The sequence below is a fragment of the Leisingera sp. CC-HEC093 genome (genome assembly GCF_059429195.1).
The window spans coordinates 2,234,350-2,256,810 of record NZ_JCAIJR010000001.1 but is presented as its reverse complement, the minus strand read 5'-3'; the positions used below and the strand labels follow the sequence as shown (position 1 = coordinate 2,256,810).

The 22,461-nt window shown below is 63.1% G+C and carries 24 protein-coding genes; 6 read left to right on the top strand and 18 right to left on the bottom strand.

Annotated features, from left to right (window positions below; translation table 11 throughout):
• Positions 1-13: 13 nt before the first annotated feature.
• The gene (locus AC5STB_RS10860; protein WP_495442845.1) at positions 14-913 is read right to left on the bottom strand and encodes a mechanosensitive ion channel family protein; all 900 of its coding nucleotides are present in this window, start codon (positions 911-913) and stop codon (positions 14-16) included.
• A 155-nt stretch (positions 914-1,068) separates the two neighbouring features.
• Between AC5STB_RS10860 and map the strand changes: the two genes are divergently transcribed.
• On the top strand, positions 1,069-1,878 hold the full coding sequence (map, locus tag AC5STB_RS10855; RefSeq protein ID WP_495442844.1) for a type I methionyl aminopeptidase: 810 nt from the start codon (positions 1,069-1,071) through the stop codon (positions 1,876-1,878).
• A 73-nt stretch (positions 1,879-1,951) separates the two neighbouring features.
• Here the strand turns inward: map and AC5STB_RS10850 are convergent, their stop codons facing one another.
• From AC5STB_RS10850 to AC5STB_RS10835, 4 genes are all read right to left on the bottom strand, one after another.
• Positions 1,952-2,143, bottom strand: coding sequence for a hypothetical protein (locus AC5STB_RS10850; protein WP_495442843.1), 192 nt, complete (start codon positions 2,141-2,143; stop codon positions 1,952-1,954).
• Positions 2,144-2,167: 24 nt separating this feature from the next.
• Positions 2,168-2,830 (bottom strand): HAD family hydrolase, encoded by a 663-nt coding sequence (locus AC5STB_RS10845; RefSeq protein ID WP_495442842.1) that lies wholly within the window; start codon positions 2,828-2,830, stop codon positions 2,168-2,170.
• Between the two features lie 292 nt (positions 2,831-3,122).
• Positions 3,123-3,689 (bottom strand): 16S rRNA (guanine(966)-N(2))-methyltransferase RsmD, encoded by a 567-nt coding sequence (rsmD, locus tag AC5STB_RS10840; RefSeq protein ID WP_495442841.1) that lies wholly within the window; start codon positions 3,687-3,689, stop codon positions 3,123-3,125.
• Positions 3,686-4,897, bottom strand: a complete 1,212-nt coding sequence (locus AC5STB_RS10835; RefSeq protein WP_495442840.1) for an NAD(P)/FAD-dependent oxidoreductase — start codon at positions 4,895-4,897, stop codon at positions 3,686-3,688. The genes rsmD and AC5STB_RS10835 overlap by 4 nt, the downstream gene beginning before the upstream one ends.
• A gap of 95 nt (positions 4,898-4,992) precedes the next feature.
• Between AC5STB_RS10835 and AC5STB_RS10830 the strand changes: the two genes are divergently transcribed.
• The gene (locus AC5STB_RS10830) at positions 4,993-5,481 is read left to right on the top strand and encodes a peroxiredoxin (RefSeq protein WP_495442839.1); all 489 of its coding nucleotides are present in this window, start codon (positions 4,993-4,995) and stop codon (positions 5,479-5,481) included.
• A 150-nt stretch (positions 5,482-5,631) separates the two neighbouring features.
• Here the strand turns inward: AC5STB_RS10830 and AC5STB_RS10825 are convergent, their stop codons facing one another.
• The 6 genes from AC5STB_RS10825 to AC5STB_RS10800 form a co-directional block, all read right to left on the bottom strand.
• The gene (locus AC5STB_RS10825; RefSeq protein WP_495442838.1) at positions 5,632-5,940 is read right to left on the bottom strand and encodes a 4a-hydroxytetrahydrobiopterin dehydratase; all 309 of its coding nucleotides are present in this window, start codon (positions 5,938-5,940) and stop codon (positions 5,632-5,634) included.
• Positions 5,937-7,124, bottom strand: a complete 1,188-nt coding sequence (locus AC5STB_RS10820) for a GNAT family N-acetyltransferase (protein ID WP_495442837.1) — start codon at positions 7,122-7,124, stop codon at positions 5,937-5,939. The genes AC5STB_RS10825 and AC5STB_RS10820 overlap by 4 nt, the downstream gene beginning before the upstream one ends.
• A gap of 48 nt (positions 7,125-7,172) precedes the next feature.
• Entirely contained in the window at positions 7,173-7,946 is a 774-nt protein-coding gene (locus AC5STB_RS10815) for a glycerophosphodiester phosphodiesterase family protein (protein ID WP_495442836.1), read from the bottom strand.
• Positions 7,943-8,401: a RidA family protein gene (locus tag AC5STB_RS10810; protein WP_495442835.1), complete on the bottom strand. Its 459-nt coding sequence runs from the start codon at positions 8,399-8,401 to the stop codon at positions 7,943-7,945. Before AC5STB_RS10810 ends, AC5STB_RS10815 begins: the two co-directional genes overlap by 4 nt.
• Before the next feature lie 147 nt (positions 8,402-8,548).
• On the bottom strand, positions 8,549-9,853 hold the full coding sequence (locus tag AC5STB_RS10805; protein ID WP_495442834.1) for an HlyD family type I secretion periplasmic adaptor subunit: 1,305 nt from the start codon (positions 9,851-9,853) through the stop codon (positions 8,549-8,551).
• Entirely contained in the window at positions 9,850-11,583 is a 1,734-nt protein-coding gene (locus tag AC5STB_RS10800; RefSeq protein WP_495442833.1) for a type I secretion system permease/ATPase, read from the bottom strand. The genes AC5STB_RS10805 and AC5STB_RS10800 overlap by 4 nt, the downstream gene beginning before the upstream one ends.
• A gap of 162 nt (positions 11,584-11,745) precedes the next feature.
• On the opposite strand from AC5STB_RS10800, the gene AC5STB_RS10795 reads away from it, so the two are divergent.
• Positions 11,746-12,507, top strand: coding sequence for an MlaA family lipoprotein (locus tag AC5STB_RS10795; protein ID WP_495442832.1), 762 nt, complete (start codon positions 11,746-11,748; stop codon positions 12,505-12,507).
• Positions 12,508-12,509: 2 nt separating this feature from the next.
• Positions 12,510-13,106: an MlaC/ttg2D family ABC transporter substrate-binding protein gene (locus AC5STB_RS10790; protein ID WP_495442831.1), complete on the top strand. Its 597-nt coding sequence runs from the start codon at positions 12,510-12,512 to the stop codon at positions 13,104-13,106.
• A gap of 184 nt (positions 13,107-13,290) precedes the next feature.
• Here the strand turns inward: AC5STB_RS10790 and AC5STB_RS10785 are convergent, their stop codons facing one another.
• Positions 13,291-15,507 (bottom strand): transglycosylase domain-containing protein, encoded by a 2,217-nt coding sequence (locus AC5STB_RS10785; RefSeq protein ID WP_495442830.1) that lies wholly within the window; start codon positions 15,505-15,507, stop codon positions 13,291-13,293.
• Between the two features lie 270 nt (positions 15,508-15,777).
• Here AC5STB_RS10785 and AC5STB_RS10780 point away from each other — a divergent pair, with 270 nt between their 5' ends.
• Together AC5STB_RS10780 and AC5STB_RS10775 are read left to right on the top strand one after the other, a co-directional pair.
• A complete protein-coding gene (locus AC5STB_RS10780) occupies positions 15,778-16,116 on the top strand; it encodes a P-II family nitrogen regulator (protein ID WP_027257453.1) in 339 nt (112 codons plus the stop codon).
• A 26-nt stretch (positions 16,117-16,142) separates the two neighbouring features.
• The gene (locus AC5STB_RS10775; RefSeq protein WP_495442829.1) at positions 16,143-17,477 is read left to right on the top strand and encodes an ammonium transporter; all 1,335 of its coding nucleotides are present in this window, start codon (positions 16,143-16,145) and stop codon (positions 17,475-17,477) included.
• 145 nt (positions 17,478-17,622) lie between these two features.
• Here the strand turns inward: AC5STB_RS10775 and AC5STB_RS10770 are convergent, their stop codons facing one another.
• The 6 genes from AC5STB_RS10770 to AC5STB_RS10745 all read right to left on the bottom strand — a co-directional run bounded on the left by AC5STB_RS10770 (position 17,623) and on the right by AC5STB_RS10745 (position 22,399).
• Complete coding sequence (locus tag AC5STB_RS10770) at positions 17,623-17,880, bottom strand: hypothetical protein (protein WP_019297310.1); 258 nt, start codon at positions 17,878-17,880, stop codon at positions 17,623-17,625.
• Between the two features lie 268 nt (positions 17,881-18,148).
• Entirely contained in the window at positions 18,149-19,333 is a 1,185-nt protein-coding gene (locus AC5STB_RS10765; protein ID WP_495442828.1) for an amino acid aminotransferase, read from the bottom strand.
• Positions 19,333-20,187: a 3-mercaptopyruvate sulfurtransferase gene (sseA, locus tag AC5STB_RS10760; protein ID WP_495442827.1), complete on the bottom strand. Its 855-nt coding sequence runs from the start codon at positions 20,185-20,187 to the stop codon at positions 19,333-19,335. Before sseA ends, AC5STB_RS10765 begins: the two co-directional genes overlap by 1 nt.
• 127 nt (positions 20,188-20,314) lie before the next feature.
• Positions 20,315-20,845: a hypothetical protein gene (locus tag AC5STB_RS10755; protein WP_495442826.1), complete on the bottom strand. Its 531-nt coding sequence runs from the start codon at positions 20,843-20,845 to the stop codon at positions 20,315-20,317.
• A 171-nt stretch (positions 20,846-21,016) separates the two neighbouring features.
• Positions 21,017-21,499, bottom strand: a complete 483-nt coding sequence (gene smpB / locus AC5STB_RS10750; RefSeq protein ID WP_495442825.1) for an SsrA-binding protein SmpB — start codon at positions 21,497-21,499, stop codon at positions 21,017-21,019.
• Positions 21,500-21,544: 45 nt separating this feature from the next.
• Entirely contained in the window at positions 21,545-22,399 is an 855-nt protein-coding gene (locus AC5STB_RS10745) for a DMT family transporter (RefSeq protein WP_495442824.1), read from the bottom strand.
• Positions 22,400-22,461 lie beyond the last annotated feature (62 nt).

Below are 22,461 nucleotides of genomic sequence, written 5' to 3'. Positions count from 1 at the left end.
ACCGGGCAGCGGATCAGGCCGCCTGTTCCACTTGCCCGCGTGCATCCTTTTCCTCGCCCTCCGGCTCGGCCTGGATCAGCGTGCGGGTCGGGAACGGAATGTCGACCCCGGCAGCATCCAGCGCCTCCTTCACCTTGCGCTTCATGTCGGCCTGGTACTGGAAGTAGTCCGCGGCATCGACCCAGACACGCACCAGGAAGTCGACCGAGCTGCTGTTCAGCTCATTCACCTGGATGAACGGCTCCGGATCGCTATGCGAACGGCTGTCGCCCATGATCGTGTCGCGGATCACCTTTTCGGCGGTGGCGAGGTTGGCGCCGTAACCAACGCCAAACGTCCATTCGGCCCGGCGTGTGTCAAAGGACGAGTAGTTGGTGATCGTGTTGCCCCAGACCTCGGAATTCGGGACGATGACCTTGAGGTTGGACAGGCTGGCAATCACCGTGTTGTTCAGCGTGATCTCGTGCACTGTGCCCATTTCGCCGTCCACCTCGATGAAATCGCCAAGTTTGAACGGCCGGAACAATATGATCATCACGCCGGCCGCAACATTGGACAGCGCCCCCTGCATGGCAAGGCCGATGGCCAGGCCCGCCGCACCGATGGCCGCCACAATAGATGTTGTCTTCACGCCGAAGGTGTTCAGTACAAACAGCACCGCAAAGGCCAGAATGACATAGCGCGCCAGGTTGCCCAGGAAATGAAACAACGTGTCGTCCAGTTTGGCGTGCGTATCACCCAGACGAACGATGCGGCGCTTGGCCCAGCTTGCAACGATGAACCCGGCCAGCAGGATGACAACCGCAGCAACGACATTCCCCAGCACCTGCGCCAGAAACTCAAGCGTGACAAGATCCGCCAAGGATTTTCCATCGTAGATTTCGGTCCTCATCAGGTCGCTTAAGCTGTCCATGCCGCTATGCCTTTCTGTGTTGCCGCAGTATTCCTTCAGCGGGCCTAACGCAAAGCAGCGGCAAAAGTTCCCGCCTGCGGCGCCAGCTGCCTCTGGCCCTTTCAGCCTGAACCCCTTACATAGCTACGCAAAGATACGCGATGGAGCTCCGCCTTATGAGATCGAAAGACGGCCGCACAACCAAGGACGGCATCCGCATTCATGAAGCCGGCGACTATGCCGGCATGCACAAGGCGGGGGCGCTTGCCGCGCGCATTCTGGACGATACCGCAGCACATGTGTTTCCCGGCCAGACCACCGGTGAGATCGACCGCCTCATCACCCGGATGGTCGAAGACGCTGGCGCCAAGTCCGCCACCATCGGCTACAAGGGCTATCAACACGCCAGCTGCATCTCGGTGAACCACGTTGTCTGCCACGGCATCCCCGGCGACAAGAAGCTGAAAGACGGCGATATCCTGAACATCGATGTCACCGTGATCGTCGACGGCTGGTTCGGCGACACCTCGCGCATGTTCGTGGCGGGAAAGCTCAGCCGCAAGGCAGAGCGGCTGATCCAGGTCACCCATGATTCGCTGATGGTGGGGATCGAGGCCGCGAAACCCGGCAACACCTTTGGCGATATCGGCCACGCGATCCAGACCTATGCCGAAAGCCAGCGGATGAGCGTGGTGCGCGACTTCTGCGGCCACGGCCTGGGCCAGGTCTTCCACGCGCCGCCCAACGTGCTGCACTACGGCCGCCCCGGCACTGGCCCCAAGCTGGAGGAAGGCATGTTCTTTACCATCGAACCCATGATCAACCTGGGCCGTCCAGAGACCAAGATCCTGGCCGATGAGTGGACCGCCGTCACCCGCGACAAGTCGCTGTCGGCGCAGTTCGAGCATTCGATCGGGGTCACTGCAGACGGGGCGGAGATTTTCACCCTGTCGCCGACCGGGAAGTTCCACCCGACTTACGGATAGGCAGCCAGCAAGGAAGCGGGGGCCGGCCCCCGCACCCCCGGGATATTTTCAGCCAGAAGAAGGCCGGTTTCCGTCAGGATTTTGCGTCGTCATGGCCCTCTGCCTCCTGCAGCCGCCAAAGGGCCAGAAACAAGGTTTCATCGCCCCAAGGTGTCACCGCATCCTGAATGAACAGCGGTGCCCGCACCGGTTTTGGTTTGGGCCGGGTTCCGGTGTCTGCATCTTGCGGAGGCTGCAGGAACGGTCTGCGCAGGATCTGTTCCATGCCCAAAACAGTACCACAGACGCCTCAGATCGACAAAAGCGCGGGCACTTCCGCCATATCGCTGAACACTTCCGCCCCCAGAGCGGCAAGCTTTTTGCCGCCGCCTTGCGGCGCATAGGCAAGACAGCGCATGCCCGCGCGCACGGCAGCGGTGACACCGCTGCCGCTGTCCTCAATCACCAGGCAGTCCCGGGCCTGCACGCCGAAATGGCTGGCCGCTGCCAGAAACAGCCCCGGTTCCGGCTTGGCAACACCCAGCGAAGGGGCCGAAAATACCGCGTTCGGGTGAAACCGCTGCCATAGCCCGTGCTGGCCCAGGGTGATCCGCATCTTGTCCTCGCTGCCGTTGGAGGCAACGCAGACCGAAATGCCATGTGCATCCAGCCGCGCCAGCAAGTCAGGAATACCAGGCGTCAGCGGCACGCCCAGCTTCAGCCGGGAAAACGTTTCGGTACAGATTTCATCGATCCAGTTTTCCGGCAGTTGCGCCCCCAGGCCGCGGGCCTTTTCCATTACGCCGTCCATGGTGCTGCCCATAAAATACTGCATCGACTGCCCCGTTGTCAGGGGCAACCCATAGCGGGCCAGGTTATCTGTCATCGCCTGATTCGAAGCCGGCTCGCTGTCCACCAGCACGCCGTCGCAGTCGAAAATCACCAGTTTCGGGGTCGGGAATGTCTTGGGCATGTGCGGCGGCCAATCGAGGGAATATTCCAGTCGTCCCCACAAGGCTTAGAGCGCTTTTTCCCCTGCCGCAATTCCGCCCTGCGCATAGCCGCGGCACGAAGCCGGACCGTAAAACCAAAGATGCAGGAGAGACCCCCTGCATCTTTGGTGAAAGCAATGCCGTTTTGTTCAGAACTTGCGGCGTTTCTTCTTTGCCAAGCCAACCAGCACTTCGTGACGCTTGTTTGCAGCTTCCAGGGCAGTGGTTGATCTTGCAAATGGAAATTCAAACAAATGGAGAGTGACGCTGCGCCTACGGCTGACTGTCCTCTTGGCGCCACATCAGGGCAATATGCGTATCTCCGTACTTGCGGCTGTCGTGCAATTCAAACCCGTCCGGCGCGGCCATCGGGGTGTTTTCCTCCCAGACCACCAGCGCGTCATCCGCCACCCAGCCGCCTGCCGCGGCTGTGGCCAGCGCCTTCTCTCCCAGCCCTTTGCCATAAGGCGGATCCAGAAAGATCAGATCATAGGGCGCATCCGGGTTCTGCCCCAGCTTCAGCGCGTCGCGGCGCGCGATTGTGCAACGCTCCTCTGCCCGGCAGATGGCGATGTTCTTGCGGATCAGGCCAGTGGACACCCGGCCATCATCGACGAACACCGCCTCCGCCGCACCGCGCGACAGCGCCTCCAGCCCCAGCGCGCCGGTGCCGGCAAACAGATCCAGCACCCGGGCACCAGGAATGGCGCCGGTATGCATCAGAACGTTGAACAGGCTTTCGCGCACCCGGTCTGTGGTGGGCCGCAGGTGGGCGCCCGCGTCCCCCTTGCCCACCGCGGCCAAAGCCCGGCCGCGGAAGTCTCCGGCGATGATCCTCACGCTTTCAGCAGCGGCTTCAGATCGGCAGCAGGATCGCCGGCAACCGCCTTGTCGGCGGTCTTGCCCGCATCGATCAGCCGTTTTGCCACCATATAGGCGCGCGGGTCGTTCATCGCGTCCACCGCCACCAGCTGGTCGCCCTTGTAGTACCAGAATGAGACCTGGCTGCCCTCGCCCTGGCGGGTGACGACATTGTCGTAACCGGTGTTCAGACCCGCGATCTGCAGCTTGACGTCATACTGATCCGACCAGAACCAGGGTGTTGCGATGTAATCCTTTTCCGCGCCCAGCATGTTTTGCGCCACCACCTCGGCCTGATCGATGGCATTGGGCACGCTTTCCAGACGGATCCGATTGCCCTGGAACGGGAAGGACGCGCAGTCGCCCGCCGACCAGATCGAGGCATCCGAAGTGCGCCCCTTGGCATCGACCTTGATGCCGTTGTCCAGCTCCAGCTCGGCCATCTCCGCCAGTTGCGAGGACGGCGTGATACCGACGCCGACCACGACGAAATCCACGTCCAGCACTTCGCCGCCGCTCAGCACAGCGCGTGTCACTGTGCCGCCTTCGCCTTCCAGCCGCTCCAGGCCGACACCTTCGCGGATGTCCACCCCGTGGCCAGTGTGCAGACGGCGGAAGAAATCAGAAGTCTCCGGCGCTGCAACACGCTGCAGAATGCGGTCTGCCATCTCAACCAGCGTCACCTGCACACCGCGTTTGGCGCAGACAGCTGCCGCCTCCAGCCCGATATAGCCGCCACCGACGATCAGCGCGCGCTTGCCTTCGGTCACATTGGGCGCCATTGCATCCACGTCACGCAGCCCGCGCACCACGTGAACGCCATCCAGATCGCCGCCGATCGCGGCTGGCAGCCGGCGCGGGTCAGAGCCGGTGGTCAGCGCCAGCTGATCGTAGGAGATCACCTCATCGCCCAGAGACACCGTTTTGGCCGCCGGGTCGATCGCGGTAACGCGCTGGCCCAGTTTCAGGGTGATATTGTTTTCCGCATAGAATCTCTCGGGCCGCAGGAACAGCCGCTCCAGCTCCATCTCGCCCAGCAGGTAGGCCTTGGACAAAGGCGGGCGCTGGTAGGGCAGCACCTCTTCTGCGCCGATCAGGGTGACCTCCCCGTCAAACCCGTCCTTGCGCAGCTTTGCCACCAGCGAGGATCCTGCCTGCCCCGCTCCAATCACGACGATATGGGACATATCCCCTTGCCTCCCGCAATAGTTCCCGTCACGCTTTCACCGGACCCTATATACCCGGGGCCCCAAAACGCAATCAGGAGAAAGAGGAACGTGCAATGATTTCTGTTGGAGACCAGCTGCCGGACGCGACACTGACACGGATTGGGGAGAATGGCCCTGAACAGGTGCAACTGGCAGACAAGCTGAAGGGGCGGAAAGTTGTGCTGTTCGCGGTGCCCGGCGCCTTTACCAGCACCTGCCATTCCGCCCATGTGCCCAGCTTTATCCGAACCAAGGATCAGTTCGCCGCCAAGGGGGTCGATGAAATCATCTGCCTGGCTGGCAACGATCCCTTTGTCATGTCGATCTGGGGCGACAACACCGGCGCCACCGAGGCCGGGATCACAATGCTGTCGGACGCCGAATGCACCTTTACCGAAGCCCTTGGGATGCGCCTGGACGCCCCTGCCGCGGGCCTGATCGGCCGTTCGCTGCGCTACGCGATGCTGGTGGAAGACGGCGAGGTCAAGGTTCTCAACAAAGAAGAAAACCCCGGCCAGTGCGAACTGTCAGCCGGCGAGGGCCTGCTGGACTCGATGGGCTGAACCAAAGCCCTGCTTGCGCCTGCCATACCAGGCGGGCGCAGGCGCAACTCCCTAATATTTCGTAAAAAATCAGGTCAGCAAGGCTGCCGGAATGTTTCGCGCGCGAAACATTTGGACAGTTTTGCTGACCTATCCTTCAGGCCGCTCCGATCAGTCCTGCGGCTCGCCGAACAGCCCGTCCATCTTGCGCGCCAGCTTGGCGTCCTGGGCGCTGATCCCGTCGACATCATGGGTTGTCAGAACCACCGTCACCCGGTTGTAGACGTTGCTCCACTCCGGGTGGTGGTTCCACTTTTCGGCCCAGATTGCAGCGCGGGTCATCCAGCCGAACGCATCAGCGAAATTACCGAACTTGAAGGTCTTGGTGATAGCATCGCGGCCTTCCACCATCTCCCAGCCGGTGGCAAACAGCGGCTCCAGCAGCGGGCCGCGGGTGGCGTCGGACAGTTTTTCCGTCATTCTTGTTCCTCCACATGGGCTTTGCGGAACGGGCCGTAATCGGTCAGGATTTCAATCTCTTCCTCGGTGGCGGCCCGCTCAGCCTCGAGGTAGCGTCCGACGGCCCCGGCAAACCCGGGATCGCCGATCCAGTGCAAGCTGTGTGTCTGGCACGGCATGTAGCCGCGTGCAAGCTTGTGTTCACCCTGTGCGCCGGCTTCCGCCCGGTCAAGGCCCAGGGCAATCGTCAGCTCTATGGCCTGATAGTAACACAGCTCGAAATGCAGGCAGGGGTGCTGTTCGGCGCAACCCCAGTAGCGGCCATAAAGCGTTTGCCGGCCAATGAAATTCAGCGCGCCTGCAACATAGCTCCCGTTGCGCTCCGCCAGAATCAGCGCGATGTCGTCCGCCATCGTGCGGTGCGCGATGTCAAAGAACTGCCGGGTCAGATACGGCGATCCCCATTTGCGCGCACCGGTGTCCTGATAGAACTCCCAGAAGGCATCCCAATGCTCCGGGAGCAGATCATCACCCCGGTACACACGGATGTCACCGCCAAAGCACTGCGCCTGCATCCGCTCCTTGCGGATGTTCTTGCGCTTGCGCGAGGACAGCGCCCGCATGAAGGCTTCGAAATCTGAATAGCCATCGTTCAGCCAATGGAACTGCTGGGTGGCACGGGGCATCAGCCCCATCTCCTCGCCCATCCGGGCCTCGTCCTGGCTGCAAAAGGTTACATGCAGCGACGACAGATTGTTATCCGCCGCCAGCTGCACCGCGCCCTGCAACAGCGCCGAATGGCCGATACCGTCGTACCCGGGGCGCACCAGGAACCGGCGGCCGGTGGCAGGGGTGAACGGCACTGCGATCTGCAGCTTGGGGTAATAATGCCCCCCCGCCTGCTCATACGCGTGCGCCCAATTGTGGTCAAAGATGTATTCGCCTTGGCTGTGCCCCTTGGCATAGAGCGGGGCACAGGCGATCAGGCGGCTATCCTGATAGGCGGTCAGATACTGCGGCTGCCAGCCGGTGCCTGGTCCGACTGATCCGCTGTTCTCCAATGCGCTTAGAAACCGGTAAGTGGTGAACGGATCCAGCGGGCGCCCGCCATCCGCTGCTTCCGGGCAGGCACAAGCATCCCACTCCTCTGCCGTGATCTGCGACAGCGACGCCAGCACCCGGACTTCGATTTGCGCCTGAGACATGCAATTCCTCCGCACCGCTTCAAAGATGTGGGGTGTGGTCCAGCGCGATCAAGATGTTAGCGGCGAAAGGTAGCGTTCAAATGTAACATTGGCGGCAAGAGCCCGCGCCGCGGCTTCCTCAGCTGCCGATCTGACGGTCCAGCACAGCACCGGCACGCCTGCGCTGCGCAATGCCTGCACCCGCGGCCGGGCCAGATCGCTCACCTCGTGGCTGATGAAGCTGGAACCGGTGCGTTCGAAATCCGGAATACCGCGCAGATCATCGCAAACCGCCTTGGGCAGCTCCGGCCAGTCCGACGGCTCATAGGCGCTGGTGGTGATGCCGCGGGCCGTGTCCGGCACCAGCCGCCCCAGTTCCGCCACCGAATTCGGGTTAAAGGACATCAGCGCCACCGGGCCGTTGTAGCCCTTCAGCGCCTCTGCCGTTGCCCGTTCCAGTACGCCGCCGGTAATGCCCATTTCGCCCTGCTGATCCTTTAGCTCAATCAGCAGCGGCACCTGGCCCGCCACCAGCTCCAGCACCTCCGCCAGGTCCGGGATGCCCTCGCCGTCGCCGCCCTTCAGCGGGATGGCGCCCAGCTCTGCCCGTGTCTGCGCCCTGACCGGACCAGAGCCCTCGGCGAGCCGGTCGAGGTCATAATCGTGAAAAACCATAGCGCAGCCGTCCTGGGACAGCTGCAGGTCGATCTCGATCCCATACCCCGCCGCCAAGGCCGCCCTGATGGCAGCACGGCTGTTTTCCGGACGCCCATCCGTAATGTCGTGCAGCGCACGATGGGCCAGCGGAACGGTCAGAAAGGCGGCAGGCAGAGACGGCTTCATTTGATCTGGAACACGCCGTCGATTTCAACTGCAACGCCCAGCGGCAGCGAGGGCGAGCTGACAGCAGAGCGCGCATGGCGCCCGATGCCGCCCAGCGCTTCAACCAGGAAGTCGGAGGCACCGTTCACCACCTGCGGCTGCTGGGTGAAATCAGCGGTCGAATTGACAAAGGCACCCAGTTTCACAACACGGACCAGACGCTCCAGATCACCGCCGCAGGCGGCCTTCAGCTGTGCCAGCAGCGCAATTGCGCAGCGCTTGGCAGCCGCTTGGCCCGCGTCGACATCCATGTCAGCGCCCAAAGTGCCGGTGATGAGGCCGTTTTCATCCGCCGAAATCTGGCCGGAGATGTAAACCATGTCGCCTGCGACAACATAAGGCACATAATTCGCCGCCGGTGCCGGCGCGTCGGGCAGGGCTACCCCCAGCTCTTTCAGTTTTGCTTCGATGCTCATGGCGCATTCCTCCGAGTCTTTGCTGGCCGGGACGCTACCCGCAGCAGCAGATTTCGGAAAGAGAAAATACGAAGCCTGCGCACGCCTTTCCGGCCTTCGGTCCTGCACTGTGCGCAAATCCGGTTTCCGGCAAGGGAATCGGCCCCGTCAGCTTTCGCGGAAGGCCTTGTTGAAATAATCCGCCAGCGGCTTGACCAGATAGGCCAGCGGCGAGCGGTCGGCGGTGCGGATATAGCTTTCCACCGGCATCCCCGGAATCAGCACCGTGCCTGCAGGCAGCCGGTCCTGCTCTCCCGGGTCGAGCTCGATCTCCGCCCGGTAATAAGAGACCCCGCTGCCCTCATCCTCGAACGCATCCGCCGAGACCTGGGTCACATGGCCAAACAATTCCGGGGTGCTGCGCTGATCCAGCGCCGAAAACCGCAGGGTCACTTCCTGCCCCGTGTAAAGCTGGTCGATATCCGTCGGCGCCACCTGCGCGGCAATCACCAGCGGCCGGTCTTGCGGCACCAGGTACAGCACCGGATCGGCCGGCCGGATCACCGAACGCGGGGTTTGCACCTGCAGGCCGTAGACAATGCCCGAGACCGGCGCGGTAATATCCAGACGTTCAAGCCGCTGCCGCAGCGAGCGGCGGGTCTCAGCCAGCTCCAGCTCCTGATAGCGCAGGTCGCGCAACTGCGTGATCGCCTCCTCACGCTGGCCGGTGCCAAGTTTCAGGATCTCGATTTCAATCTCTGTTATGCGGCCCTCAGCCTGCGCTTCTGCGGCCACCAGTTCCCCAAGCTGGCCATCCAGGCTGGCCTGCGTGCGGCGCAGGTTCAGCACCGTCGCCGCCTGCGCCAGACCGCGGTCCAGGAGCGACTGCTGGTTGCCCAGTTCCTCGCCGATCAGGTCCAGCTGCACTTTCAGAGAGTTCTGCTGCGCCTGGATGCCGCGGATCTGCTCTTCGATCTGCACCCGGCGCTTCTCCAGCTGCTCAATCTCGCGCGCGGTGGTTTCCCTGCGGGCCTTGAACAGGCGCCGCTGCCCCTCGACCAGATCCTTGACGTCCGGCTGGGTTTCCCCCGCGGTCAGCAATTCCGGGTCGAAAGAGATTTCTGCCGCCTCGTCCCGTTCCGCCTCCAGCCGGCCGCGCCGCGCCATCAGCTCAAACAGCTGGCCTTCGGTGATCACCAGCTGCGAGGTCAGCTCGTTCGCATCCAACCGGATCAGCGTCGCGCCTTCAGCCACCGTATCGCCCTCATCCACTAGGATTTCGTCAACGATGCCGCCGTCCAAATGCTGCACCACCTGACGGTTGCGGTCGACTTCGATCCGCCCCGTTGCGACCACCGCGCCGGAAATCGACGACATCACCGACCAGGTGCCAAAACCGCCCACCAGCACCAAGAGCGCAATCAGGCCGAGGGTCAGCTGCCGCCGTGCAGGCCAGTTGTCTTGCACCGTCATCTCACACCTCCTGTGCCAGTGGCCTGGCGGATGTTCTGATGGTTGGCGACCATTTCCTGCAACACCTTATCCTTGGGGCCAAAGGCCGTCTGGGTGCCCTTGTCGATCACCAGCAGCATGTCGCATTCCTGGATCGCCGCCGGACGGTGCGCCATGATCAGCACGGAACGGCCTTCCGCCTTGATCTGCTTGATCGCCGTGTTCAGCGCAATCGACCCTTCGTTGTCGAGGTTGGAATTCGGCTCATCCAGGATCACGATCACCGGATCGTCAAACAGCGCCCGGGCCAGCCCGACCCGCTGCATCTGGCCGCCCGACAGCCGCCCGCCGGTGGCATTGACGCGGGTGTCATAGCCTTCGGGCAGTTTCAGGATCATCTCATGCGCGGCGGCTTTGCGGGCAGAGTCCACCACTTTTTCCGCATCCGGCATCTGATTGAGCCGGGCGATGTTCTGGGCGATGGTGCCATCGAACACCTGCACCCGCTGCGGCAGATACCCGATATGGCCGCCCAGCACATCCGGCGCGTACTGGTCCAGCGTCGCACCATCCAGCCGGACAGTACCGGCCGTCGGCCGCCAAACGCCGGTCAGCGCCCGCGCCAAAGTTGACTTGCCGGACCCGGAAGGCCCGATCACCCCGATCGCCTGGCCCGGCTGAACCCGGAAATTCACATTGCGCAGCAGCGGCGTGCTGCTGCCCGGCGGCACAATGGCCAGCCCCTGCACCTCCAAGAGCGCCTTCGGTTTGGGCAGCTCTGTGCGCGCGGCTTCTTCCGGCACCTTGTCCAGCAGCTCGGCCAGGCTGTGCCAGCCCTTCAGCGCCCGCTGCACCACCACCCATTGGCCCAGCCCCAGTTCGATCGGCGCCAGCGCCCGCCCCATCAGGATGGACCCCGCAATCATCGCCCCCGGCGTCACTTCACCCTGCAGAACAAGATAAGCGCCCAGACCCAGCATTGCCGATTGCAGGAACAGCCGCAGCGTCTTGGTCAGCGTGGTGAAGCCGCCGCCGGTGTCGTTGGCCGTGACATTTTCGGTCAGCGCCTCATCGCGGGCCCGTTTCCAGCGCGCGAACGAGGCCCCGCGCATGCCCATAGACTGGATCATCTCCGCCTCATTGCGGATCTCTTCGGACATCAGACCGGCCTTGTGGCTGGTCATGTTGGCCCTTTGCACCGGCACCCGCGTGAACACTTGGTTCAGCACGGCAATCAGCACCAGTACCGCACCGCCGCCAAGCGCCAGCAGGCCGAGCCAGGGATGAAACAGCGCGATGCCTGCCAGAAACACCGGCGTCCATGGCAGGTCAAAAGCAGCTGTCAGCACCGGCGAGGCAATCAGCCTCTGCACCGCTTCCAGGTCGGAAAGACCGGTCTGCGCCACCGGGTCCTGCGCCACTGCGGATCGGCGGATTGCCGCGTCAAACACCCGTTTATCGAGGGCTGACTGAAACCGCGCCCCCACCCGCGCCATGATCCGGCCGCGGGCATAGTCCAGAATCCCCATCATGCCATAGAGAAACACCACCAGCAGCGACAGTGCCAGCAGCGTCGCCTCTGACCGGCTGCCCAGCACACGGTCATAGACCTGCATCATATACAACGGCCCGGTCAGCATCAGCAGATTGACGAAGAAACTGAAAATCCCCGTAAACCAGTACAGGCCGCGGCTCTGCTGCCGCACCTGGCGCAGTTCCTCATAGCCGTTCTTATAAAAGCTTTTATTCATTGTCAGACTGCAATAATGGTTCGTTGGCTTCAGGTCAGGGCGGGAATTTTACCAGCTGTGGCACAAGCAGGTAGAAAAATGTAATCAGACTGGAAATCGGCGTGAGAATCCATATCTGCTCTCGGACGCGCCTGATTCAGTACCAATTGGACTATTACCCGAATGCCCTTCATGTTGCGACCGTTTAAATTTGTACCCGCACTGCTGCTGGCGGTTTTCGCCGCAGGCTGCGCCACACAGGATCCGGTTGCGCGCGCTACTGGTGAGGTTTTTGATCCTTATGAAGGGACCAACCGCTCCATTCACGCCTTCAACCGCGGCGTCGACCGTATCGCATTCCGCCCGGCCTCCAAAAGCTATGTAGCGATCGTGCCGGCGCCGATGGTGACCAGCTTCTCTTATTTTGCAGAAAACCTGTCTATGCCGGGACAGATGGTCAACGCGCTGCTGCAGGGCGACCTGAAAACAGCAGGCAACGCGTTTTCGCGCTTCGTGATCAACTCAACCGTGGGCTTTGCAGGTCTCGCCGACCCGGCGAGCGAATTTAAGGTCCCCGCGGTCGATACCGATTTCGGGGAAACGCTGCACAAATGGGGCGTTGGCGAAGGTGCCTATGTGGAACTGCCCCTGCTCGGCCCGTCCACCAGCCGCGATGCGGTGGGTGTGGCCGTCGACTTTTTCACCAACCCGCTGGGATATGCCCAGCAGAATACAGCCGATAACATCACCATCTACGCCGAGATCGTGCGCCGCATGGGCGATCGTGGCAACTATTCCGACACGATCGACTCGATTCTTTACGAGAGCGCCGACAGCTACGCGCAATCGCGGCTGATCTACCTGCAGAACCGCCGGTTCGAGCTGGGGGACGGCGCCGAAATCCAGGAAATCGACCCGTTCGAACTGAACACGGAAGGATTCTAAACATGAACCGCCGCAAATTTCTGACCGGGCTTGCCGCTGGCGCTGCAGCACTGGCCGCAGTTCCCCAGGCTCTGTGGGCGCTGACCGAGAGCAGCGCCAGCACGCTGATCAACAGGCTGATCGGCGACATCAACCGGGTGATCGCATCCGGCAAGGGCGAAAGCGCGATGTTCCGCGACTTCGAGCGGATCTTCCAGCGCTACAGCGACACCTCTTACATCGCGGCCTACGCGCTTGGTGCAGACGGACGCCGGGCGTCTTCAGCCCAGAAAAAGGCCTTCTCCAAGGCGTTTCAGGGCTACATTTCGCGCAAGTACGGCAAACGCTTCCGCGAATTCATCGGCGGAAAGCTGGAGGTGACCGGCGTCAAAAGGGTGAAGAAGTGGTACGAGGTGAGCACGATTGCCTATCTCAAGGGCCAATCGCCGTTTGAAGTCACGTTCCTGGTCTCCGACCGCTCCGGCCGGGACCTGTTCTTCAACATGTTCATTGAGGGTGTGAACCTGCTGCTGACAGAACGCACCGAGATCGGCGCGATCCTGGACCGCAACAAGGGCGACATCGACGTGCTGATCGCTGAGCTGAAACGGCTGAGCTGAACCATCCGTATCCGGGTTTAGAGACAGGCTCCCTTCGGGGGGCCTTTTCTTTTGAGCCTCGCAGGCTGGTCCCAGGCGGACAACGGGCTCTCGCCCGTCGCAGCAGCATCCAGGATGCCGTGCTCCCGTTGGGGACGGCGCCCGGCCCGGCGGACCGGGCGCGCGCCCTTTGAATTCAGACCAATCAGTTGCCCAGAATATCCCGCAGGATGTTATCGACTGCGCGGCCCAGCTCCTTGCCAAGCTGCGGCCCCTGGCGGCGGCGGCGTTCGCGGCGGGTCTGCTGCGGCGGCGGCGCGATCGGTGCAGGCTCCAGCATCGGCAGCGGCTTCGGTTCCAGCCCGTCGTGCACCCGCACCATGGTCTCGCGCCAGATCTCGGCAGGCAGGCCGCCGCCGGTCACGCCGGAAAGCGGCGTGTTGTCGTCATAGCCCATCCAGACACCTGCCACGTAATCAGCGGTGAAGCCGATGAACCAGGCATCCTTGGCCGCCGACGTGGTGCCGGACTTGCCTGCAGCCTGCCAGCCCGGGATTTGCGCCCGCTGGCCGGTGCCGCCGGCAATCACCTTTTCCATCATCCAGACCAGCTGCTGCGCCGCCTCGGTGCGGATCACCCGTTCGCCGATGCCGCCGCTGGCCCCCATCAACGCCTCGTTGTCCTCGACCAGCTTCAGCTCTGTCACGCCATAAGGCGTCACCGACGAGCCGCCGTTCAGAATGCCTGCATAGGCGCCGGTCATTTCCAGCAGCGAGCTTTCGGACGCACCCAGAGCCAGCGCCGGACCGGCAGCCAGGTCGCTGTCGATGCCGAAGTCCTTGGCCACCCGGCTCACCTTGTCGCGCCCGACTGCCTCCGAAATCTTCACTGCCGGCACGTTCAGCGAATCCTTGAGCGCCCGCGCCAAAGTCACTTCGCCATAGAACTTGCGGGTGTAGTTGTCGGGGCACCACTGGCCGGAGCCGGGAATGTTCAGGCAGTATTTCGCATCCAGCACCCGGTCATAGGGCGAGTAGCCCAGCTCCAGCGCAGTCGCATAGACAAAGGGCTTGAAGGCCGACCCGGTCTGCCGTTTGGCCTGCGTCGCGCGGTTGAACACGCCCGAGACGCGGGTCTTGCGCCCGCCCACCATGGCGCGCACGGCGCCGTCTGCGCTCATCACCACAATTGCCGCCTGTGCCTTGGACCCTTCGCGGACCTTGTTCTCGAACACGTATTTCAGCGCGTCTTCCGCCGCGGCCTGCAGGCGCTGATCCATGGTGGAGCGGATCACCACATCTTCGGTGGTCTGGTCGCCCAAAAAGTCCGGGATGCTGTCCATCACCCAATCGGCGAAATAGCCGCCCGCCCGCGCCGCTGCAGCCTCGCTCAGCTCTGCCGGATTGTCCTGGTACTTCTGCATCTCCGCCGTGGTCAGGTAGCCCTGCTCCTGCATCAGCCGCAGCACGGTGGCCGCCCGGTCCTGCGAACGCTGCAGATTGTTGGTCGGCGCAAGCGTCGACGGGGCGGTCAGCAGCCCTGCCAGCATCGCGCCCTCTGCCGGGTTCAGCTGGTTAGCAGACTTGCCGAAATAGCGCTGCGCTGCGGCTTCCGCACCATATGCGCCCCCGCCCATGTAGGCGCGGTTCATATAGATCGAAAGGATTTCGTCCTTGGTGTATTTGGTTTCCATCGCCAGGGCAAAGATCGCCTCGGTCCCCTTGCGCCAGAGCGAACCCTTGCGGCAGTCGGCTTCATAGGCGCTTTCGCTCTTCCACTCAGCCGGGTCATAGACCTTGCCGAGGCACAGAAGTTTCGCCGCCTGCTGGGTGATGGTGGAACCGCCATGGCCTGACAGCGGCCCGCGGCCTTCGCTCAGGTTGATGCGCACGGCGCTGGCGATACCGCGCGGCGACAGGCCGAAGTGGCGGTGGAACCGTTTGTCCTCGGTCGCCACAATCGCGTTCTTCAGATGCGGCGAGACCGTGTCCGCCGTGACCACCCCGCCGAACTGGTCACCGCGCCAGGCAAAAACCTCTCCCTCGCGGTCCAGTATGGTGACAGAACCGCGCGCGCGGCCGTCCAGATAGGCGGAAACTTCTGGCAATCGGGCGTATTGGAAAGCCACGGCCAGCCCCACCAGCGCACAGGCGACCATGCCGACACGCCAGGCAAAGCCCCAGACCAGCCGGAAGGCAAAGGCAAACGGCGCCAGCAGCCAGCCGATAGGCCCGCGCTTTTTCGGTGCCGACCTGGCGCGCGTCTTCTTGCGGGTGAACAGCCTTCCCAGCAGTCCTGGCTTCTTTGCCTTGCGCGCGGGCTTCTTGCGCACAGGCTTCTTTGCCGCAGAGGCCTTGCCTCTGCCGCCCGCGGAGTAGCGTTTCTCTGCCACCAAAGGCTTGCGCCCGGATCCTTTTGCCATCGTCTGTTCCTGCCCGGTTTGCCCGTTGTCCGGCGACAATACCCTGCCCGCGCCAGATTGTAGAGGGGCAGAATCCGGAGCTTTCCCCCTTTGCCAGATGGCCGGTTTTTAAGCGAACCGCGCAAAAGGCGCAAAATTATTGTGCGCACGCAGAAAGACGCGCGGAAATTTGCTGGCGTTAGCTTTGCACGGACCGGGGCGGCGGCTTTGCTGCAGGTGCACAATGCATCGGCACAGGGCCGGGCAGCGCAAAACCAAAGGGATGCAGAGATGAAAATGATCATAGCCGCCATCAAGCCCTTCAAGCTGGACGAGGTCCGCGAGGCGCTGACCGGTCTTGGCGTAAGCGGGCTGATGGTCACTGAAATCAAGGGCTTTGGCGCCCAGGCGGGCCATACCGAAATCTACCGCGGCGCGGAATACGAAGTGAATTTCGTGCCGAAGCTGAAACTGGAGCTGGTGGTGCCTGCGGATCAGGCCGAGCAGGCCGTCAGCGCGATTTCCGAGACCGCCCGCACCGGCAAGATCGGCGACGGCAAGATCTTTGTTCTGGATGTGGAACAGGCCCTGCGGGTGCGCACCGGCGAAACCAATCTCGAGGCGCTGTAAGCGCGCCCGGCATGGAGGAAAGATTAATGAAGACCCTGAAACTCCCCCTTGCGGCCCTGGCACTGAGCGCACTGCCGGGCCTCGCGCTGGCACAGGAAGGCCCCGCCGCGGGCGTGAACCCCGCGACCGATACCGTGTTCATCCTGAACTCGCTCCTGTTCCTGATCGGCGGCTGCCTGGTGTTCTGGATGGCGGCGGGCTTTGCGATGCTGGAGGCCGGCCTGGTGCGGTCCAAGAACGTGACCATGCAGCTGACCAAGAACATGGCCCTGTTCTCATTGGCCGCGCTGTTCTACTGGCTGATCGGCTATAACCTGATGTACCCGCTAGGCAACTGGGCCGTCGACGGCGTCCTGTCCGGCGTCTTTGGCCCCGGCGTGCTGGAGGCGGTGGGGATCACCGCGGAAGGTGCCGATGATTACTCCTATGCCTCTACCGGGTCGGATTTCTTCTTTCAGCTGATGTTCTGCGCCGCCACTGCCTCGATCGTGTCAGGCACCCTGGCTGAGCGCATCAAGCTGTGGCCGTTCCTGATTTTCACCATCATACTGACCGCTGTGATCTACCCGTTCCAGGCCAGCTGGAAATGGGGCGGCGGCTTCCTGGAGCAGATGGGTTTCCTGGATTTCGCAGGCTCCACCGTGGTGCATTCAGTGGGCGGCTGGGCGGCGCTGACCGGCGCGCTGATCCTTGGGCCCCGTATCGGCAAGTACAAAGACGGCAAGACCATTCCGATGCCCGGCTCCAACCTTGCGCTGGCGACCCTTGGCACCTTCATCCTGTGGATGGGCTGGTTCGGCTTCAACGGCGGCTCGCAGCTGGCGATGGGCTCGATCGGCGATGTTGCCGACATCAGCCGTATCTTCGCCAACACCAATGCCGCTGCGGCCGGCGGTGCGGTGGCTGCGCTGGTGCTGACCCAGCTTCTGTTCAAGAAACCGGACCTGACCATGATCCTGAACGGCGCGCTGGCCGGCCTGGTGGCGATCACCGCTGAACCGCTGACCCCGGGCCTGGGCCTGTCCACACTGATCGGTGCCATTGGCGGCGTGATTGTCGTGTTTGCGGTGCCTATGCTGGACAAGCTGCGCATCGACGACGTGGTCGGCGCCATCCCGGTGCACCTTCTCTGCGGGATCTGGGGCACCGTTGCGGTGGTGCTGTCGAACCCCGATGCCACGCTGCTAAAGCAGCTGACCGGCATCGCCGTGGTGGGTGTGTTCACCGTTGCAGCCTCTGCCGTGGTTTGGATGGTGCTGCGCGCCACCACCGGCATCCGGGTCGAGGAAGAGGACGAGGTCAACGGCTTGGACATGGCGGAATTGGGCATGGAAGCCTATCCCGAGTTCTCGCTGAGCTGACTTTCACACCTTGAACCAAAAAAGCGCGGCGCCTGTTTCAGGCGCCGCGCTTGCGGTCCGGCGGGGCTCCCGCCAGGTGCAGGATCATCAAGAGATGATCCCTACCTGTTGGGCCGGGCGCCGCTACCGCGGCGCAGTCCAAGACTTACCCCTGAGGGACAACAATTACCTTGGGCGCCTTCTGGTCGCGGTAGTCGCGGCGGTCCTCGGCGCGGTCCAGATGATCTTCCACCACGTCCCAGACGCCGGTATCGACCGCTTCATCCCGGCGGTTTTCGCGGCGGTCGGCGCGGTTTTCCACGCGGTCAATAACCTCGCCGTTTGCAGCAAAGGCCGGGGCGGCCAGAGGCAGGGCAACCGCGGCGGACAAGATCACGGCGAGGGCGGATTTTGCGAGGGTCATTTCAGGTTTCCTAGGCTGTGTTACTGGTGACTTCCGCAAGCACAAACGCAAGGCCGTGACGCTTCCGTCGCCCAATGCCGCCTGACCTTGCGTCAAGCCCCCCCCCTGCACCGCGCCAGCGGTGCCGCGCCCAAGCCTGCAAGGGGCTTGGCACAGCCAAGGCACACAGCTAGGCGCGGGAGCCCCTCCTACCCCTTTCGCTTTCTCCAGAAACAAAAAACGCGCACCGCAAAGGGCGCGCGTTTCCAAACTCCAAAATGCCTGAAGCTCAGACGCCGGCGTCGACAATTGCCTTGGCCAGCACCGGCACGGTCTGCGCGTTGAGGCCCGCAATGTTCAGGCGGCTGTCGCCGACCATGTAGATGCCGTTGTCCACCCGCATCTTCTCAACCAGCTCCGGCGTGGTGCCCAGGAGCGAGAACATGCCGCGGTGCTGCGCGATGAAGCTGAACCGGTCAGAGCCGGTCAGGCGCTGCAGCTCGTCCGCAAGGCTTTGGCGCAGGCCCAGCATGCCGAGGCGCACCTCTTCCAGCTCTGCCGCCCAGTCGGCGCGCAAGGCTTCGTCGTTCAGGATCATGGTCACCAGCCGGGCGCCATGATCCGGCGGGAAGGAGTAGTTCTGCCGGTTCAGGAACGCCAGGGTGCCCTGGTTCAGCGCCTGCGCGCCTGCATCATTGGACACGGCCATCAACAGGCCGGTGCGCTCGCGGTAGATGCCGAAGTTCTTGGAGCAGCTGGCCGCGATCAGCGTCTCGGGGCAGCTGGAGGCCACCAGGCGCACGCCCAACGCGTCCTCTTCCAGACCATCGCCAAATCCCTGGTAAGCAATGTCGATCATCGGGATCAGGCCGCGCTCGTTCAAGAGCGCGATGACCTCTTTCCACTGCACCTCATTGAGGTTGGCGCCGGTCGGGTTGTGGCAGCAGCCGTGCAGCAGCACCACGTCGCCCTTCTGCGCGCCCTTCAGATCTTCCATCATGCCGTCGAAGTTCACGCCGCGGGTGTCGCGGTCGAAATAACGGTAGACGACGGTTTCGATGCCAACGTAGTTCAGGATTGAAACATGGTTCGGCCAGGTCGGATCCGACACGAAGACGCGCGCCTTGGGGTTGGCCATCTGGATCAGCTCAAACGCCTGGCGCACCGCGCCGGTGCCGCCGGGAGTCGCCGCCGCTGCAATGTTTTCACGTGCAACAGCATCGCCCAGGATCAGCTTGATCATCGCATCCGCATAAGCCGGATCGCCGGCCAGGCCGACATAGGACTTGCTGGTCTGCTCTTCCCACAGCTTATGCTCAGCCGCCTTGATGGCGCGCATCACCGGGGTGACGCCCTCGGCGTTCTTGTAGACACCGACACCAAGGTCGATCTTGTCCGCGCGCGGGTCGTCGCGGTACATCTGCATCAGCGCCAGGATCTTGTCGGCAGGCTGGGGTTTCAGGGTCTCGAACATCAGTTCTCTCCGGTAGCAACGGGAAGGGTCGGGAAGGCACCCCACTCCACCCAGGACCCGTCATAAAGCGAATGATCGGTCTTGCCGAGACGCTCCAGGGCGAGGCTGAGGATGGCGGCGGTAACGCCCGATCCGCAGGAAGTAATCGCAGGTTTGCTCAGGTCGACGCCGGCGGCTTCAAAGGCCGCGCGGATGCCATCGGCGTCCTTCATGGTGCCGTCTTCATTCAGCACCTGGCCAAAGGGCACATTGCGCGAGCCGGGAATGTGACCCGCGCGCAGGCCCTCGCGCGGTTCCGGCGCGTCGCCGCGGTACCGTTCGGCAGAGCGGGCGTCGATAATCTCGTGGTCGCCCAGTTTGGCGGCGGCAGAGACCTGGGTCACGTCGCGTACCATGTGGTTCTGCACCCGCACGGTCATATGCCGGTCGCGGATCACCGGCGGCAGATCCTCGACTGGTTGGCCTTCGGCCTGCCATTTCGGAAAGCCGCCGTCCAGCACTGCAACATTGGTCTGTCCCATCAGCCGGAACAGCCACCATACGCGGGCCGCCGAGAACAGCCCGGAGCCGTCATAGACCACCACCTGGTGGCCGTCGCCGACACCCATGGCGCGCAGTTTGGACATGAATTTCTCGACCGGCGGCACCATATGCGGCAGGTCGGAGCGGTTGTCGGAAATCTCTTCGATATCAAAGAACCGCGCGCCGGGGATATGGGCGGCTTCATATTCGGCCTTGGCGTCCCGCCCCTGCTGCGGCAAGTACCATGATGCATCCAGCACCCGCAAATCCGGATCCTTCAGATGGGCCGCAAGCCAATCGGTTGAAACAAGGGTTTTTGGGTCGTCGAGCATCGAAGCCTCTCCCTGTGTGCGCCTGCGCCATGCCTACAACCGCCCTGCGGGAGTCGCAAGGGAAGGCGGTGTATCGACGCAATTATCTGTCGCAAAGCTGCACTCTGCTGCAGGCAGCAGGGCGCGGTCAGCCGACCGCACGCAGGGCTGGCCGGGTGCGGGGTGCGGCCTGCGCCCCTCCGCAGGGAAACCGGCGGGCAAAGGCAAGGCCGGCGTGGATCACCTGCGGGTCCATCCGGCCCAGGGTCACGGCGGCTACGGCCTCCCGTGCGGCCGGGGTCTGGTCCCTGCGCATGTGGTGGATCATCTTCAGAAACGCCGCCTCATCCGCAGTCAGGCAGCCGCGGGTCTCAAGGCACAGGGCGTCATGGCTTTCCGGCGGCTCCGGACGCACACTCTTCTGCGCGTCTATGATCCTGAACAGGGCAAATGCCACTGCCAGGCCGTAACTCTCGCCCCAGCGTTCCGCCGCGGTGTGAAAGGCATGCTGCCAGGCCTGCGAGCCAGGCGCGCACAGGCTGGCCAGAAAGTGGCGCAGAAGCGGCAACAGCCCGGCTTCAAAGTCATCAAGACCCAAGGCGGCAAGCGGTTCCGCCGTGCCGGTTGCCATGGGGCTGCCGCCTGCCTGCTCCGCAATTTCTGCCTGAATATCCGCCATCTGATGTCATCCTTTGTGGTCCGGGGGCTGTCCTGCCGGGCCTGACTCGAATGGCGAATCTGCTGGGCTGCGCCTTTTCTTACTGAAATAGTCAATTATTGCAAGCACGCGCAAAAAAGCCGCCTGGCCAGCGGCCAAACGGCTGTCTTCACTCCAACGGCAACAAGGCCCTCAGCGTGCGTCCTTCAGCAACCGCTGCTTCTGGCGTCCCCAATCGCGCTTGGCCTGGGTTTCGCGCTTGTCGTGCAGCTTCTTGCCCTTGGCGATGCCCAGTTTGATCTTGGCGCGGCCCTTGTGGTTAAAGTAAATCACCAGCGGCACCAGGGTCATCCCCTTGCGCTGGGTCAGGTTCCACAGGTCCGCCAGTTCCTTGCGTGCCACCAGCAGCTTACGGCGGCGGCGCTCCTCATGCTTGAAGACCTTGGCTTGCGCATAGGGAGGAATATAGGAGTTCACCAGCCACAGCTCGCCCTCCTCTACTGCGGCGTAACTATCCGCAATATTGGTTCCGTTGCCGCGCAGTGCTTTGACCTCGGACCCTTCCAGCACGATGCCGCACTCGATATCGCTTTCGATCGCGTAATCGAAGCGTGCCCGCCGGTTCTCGGCGATCACTTTGTAATTCGGGTCTGATGTCTGCTTCTTCTTGGCCATGGGCGGCAGATGTAAGGCCGGGCGGCGGCGGGCGCAAGACGGGGTTCACGCTTTGCGGCTGCGCAGCAGCGTGAAAACACCACTGCCGACGATCACCGCGCTGCCGATGAGGGTCAGCATATCGGGGCGTTCGCCGAACACCAGCACCCCCAGCACCATGGCAAACACCAGCCGGGTATAGCGGAACGGCGCAATGACAGAGATCTCGCCTGCCCGCATCGCGCCTGAGAGCGCGTTATAGGCAACCACCCCGATCACCGTGGCGGCCCCAATGTTCAGCCAGGTGCGCGGGGCCGGCCAGATCGCGCCGCCGGTCCAGGCCAGCGCAATGATCCCGGCGGCCACCAGCATGGCAAACCCCAGGAACCCCAGCTGGTTGTTGCTCATGTCCTTGGGCGCCGCGCGGGTGGCCAGATCACGCCCCGCAAATCCCAGCGTGCCCGCCACCGCAAACAGCGAGGCAGATTCGAACCCGCTGAGACCCGGACGCAGGATCAGCAGCACCCCGGCAAAGCCCAGACCGATCGCCAGCCAGCGCCGCCAGCCCACCGTCTCGCCAAAGAACACCACTGCGCCGGCAGCCACCACCAGCGGCGTCGCCTGCAGGATGGCTGAGGCCGACGACAAAGGTGTCAGCGCAATCGCCAGCGTGAAACACAGCCGCCCCACGATCTCTGCCAAAGAACGCCACAGCATCGGACGCGTGCCAAAACCCGGGTGCCAGGGGGCGTGACCTTGCGCACGCGCCATCGCGGCAAAGATGGCCATGCCGCCAAGCCCGAACAGGATCAGGATCTGTCCCACCGGCAGGCTGGCAGCGGCGGATTTGATGAACATGTCCTCCAGCGCAAAGGCCGCCATGGCCAGCACCATCAGAAGGCTTCCGCGCAGCGTGTCCATCCCCGGCTCCAAATCCCGTAAACTCAATCACTTGCCCAAGTGGTAAGCAGCCTTGGGGAATT

Coding starts and splice junctions, on each gene's coding strand:
- AC5STB_RS10745 (WP_495442824.1), bottom strand. CDS start 22,399: ATGGACACGCTGCGCGGAAGCCTTCTGATGGTGCTGGCCATGGCGGCC.
- AC5STB_RS10755 (WP_495442826.1), bottom strand. CDS start 20,845: ATGGCGGATATTCAGGCAGAAATTGCGGAGCAGGCAGGCGGCAGCCCC.
- AC5STB_RS10810 (WP_495442835.1), bottom strand. CDS start 8,401: ATGAGCATCGAAGCAAAACTGAAAGAGCTGGGGGTAGCCCTGCCCGAC.
- AC5STB_RS10770 (WP_019297310.1), bottom strand. CDS start 17,880: ATGACCCTCGCAAAATCCGCCCTCGCCGTGATCTTGTCCGCCGCGGTT.
- AC5STB_RS10820 (WP_495442837.1), bottom strand. CDS start 7,124: ATGTCTCAGGCGCAAATCGAAGTCCGGGTGCTGGCGTCGCTGTCGCAG.
- AC5STB_RS10815 (WP_495442836.1), bottom strand. CDS start 7,946: ATGAAGCCGTCTCTGCCTGCCGCCTTTCTGACCGTTCCGCTGGCCCAT.
- AC5STB_RS10800 (WP_495442833.1), bottom strand. CDS start 11,583: ATGAATAAAAGCTTTTATAAGAACGGCTATGAGGAACTGCGCCAGGTG.
- AC5STB_RS10790 (WP_495442831.1), top strand. CDS start 12,510: ATGAACCGCCGCAAATTTCTGACCGGGCTTGCCGCTGGCGCTGCAGCA.
- sseA (WP_495442827.1), bottom strand. CDS start 20,187: ATGCTCGACGACCCAAAAACCCTTGTTTCAACCGATTGGCTTGCGGCC.
- AC5STB_RS10825 (WP_495442838.1), bottom strand. CDS start 5,940: ATGACGGAAAAACTGTCCGACGCCACCCGCGGCCCGCTGCTGGAGCCG.
- AC5STB_RS10835 (WP_495442840.1), bottom strand. CDS start 4,897: ATGTCCCATATCGTCGTGATTGGAGCGGGGCAGGCAGGATCCTCGCTG.
- AC5STB_RS10860 (WP_495442845.1), bottom strand. CDS start 913: ATGGACAGCTTAAGCGACCTGATGAGGACCGAAATCTACGATGGAAAA.
- AC5STB_RS10805 (WP_495442834.1), bottom strand. CDS start 9,853: ATGACGGTGCAAGACAACTGGCCTGCACGGCGGCAGCTGACCCTCGGC.
- AC5STB_RS10850 (WP_495442843.1), bottom strand. CDS start 2,143: ATGGAACAGATCCTGCGCAGACCGTTCCTGCAGCCTCCGCAAGATGCA.
- AC5STB_RS10795 (WP_495442832.1), top strand. CDS start 11,746: ATGCCCTTCATGTTGCGACCGTTTAAATTTGTACCCGCACTGCTGCTG.
- AC5STB_RS10845 (WP_495442842.1), bottom strand. CDS start 2,830: ATGCCCAAGACATTCCCGACCCCGAAACTGGTGATTTTCGACTGCGAC.
- AC5STB_RS10780 (WP_027257453.1), top strand. CDS start 15,778: ATGAAAATGATCATAGCCGCCATCAAGCCCTTCAAGCTGGACGAGGTC.
- smpB (WP_495442825.1), bottom strand. CDS start 21,499: ATGGCCAAGAAGAAGCAGACATCAGACCCGAATTACAAAGTGATCGCC.
- AC5STB_RS10785 (WP_495442830.1), bottom strand. CDS start 15,507: ATGGCAAAAGGATCCGGGCGCAAGCCTTTGGTGGCAGAGAAACGCTAC.
- AC5STB_RS10830 (WP_495442839.1), top strand. CDS start 4,993: ATGATTTCTGTTGGAGACCAGCTGCCGGACGCGACACTGACACGGATT.
- AC5STB_RS10775 (WP_495442829.1), top strand. CDS start 16,143: ATGAAGACCCTGAAACTCCCCCTTGCGGCCCTGGCACTGAGCGCACTG.
- AC5STB_RS10765 (WP_495442828.1), bottom strand. CDS start 19,333: ATGTTCGAGACCCTGAAACCCCAGCCTGCCGACAAGATCCTGGCGCTG.
- map (WP_495442844.1), top strand. CDS start 1,069: ATGAGATCGAAAGACGGCCGCACAACCAAGGACGGCATCCGCATTCAT.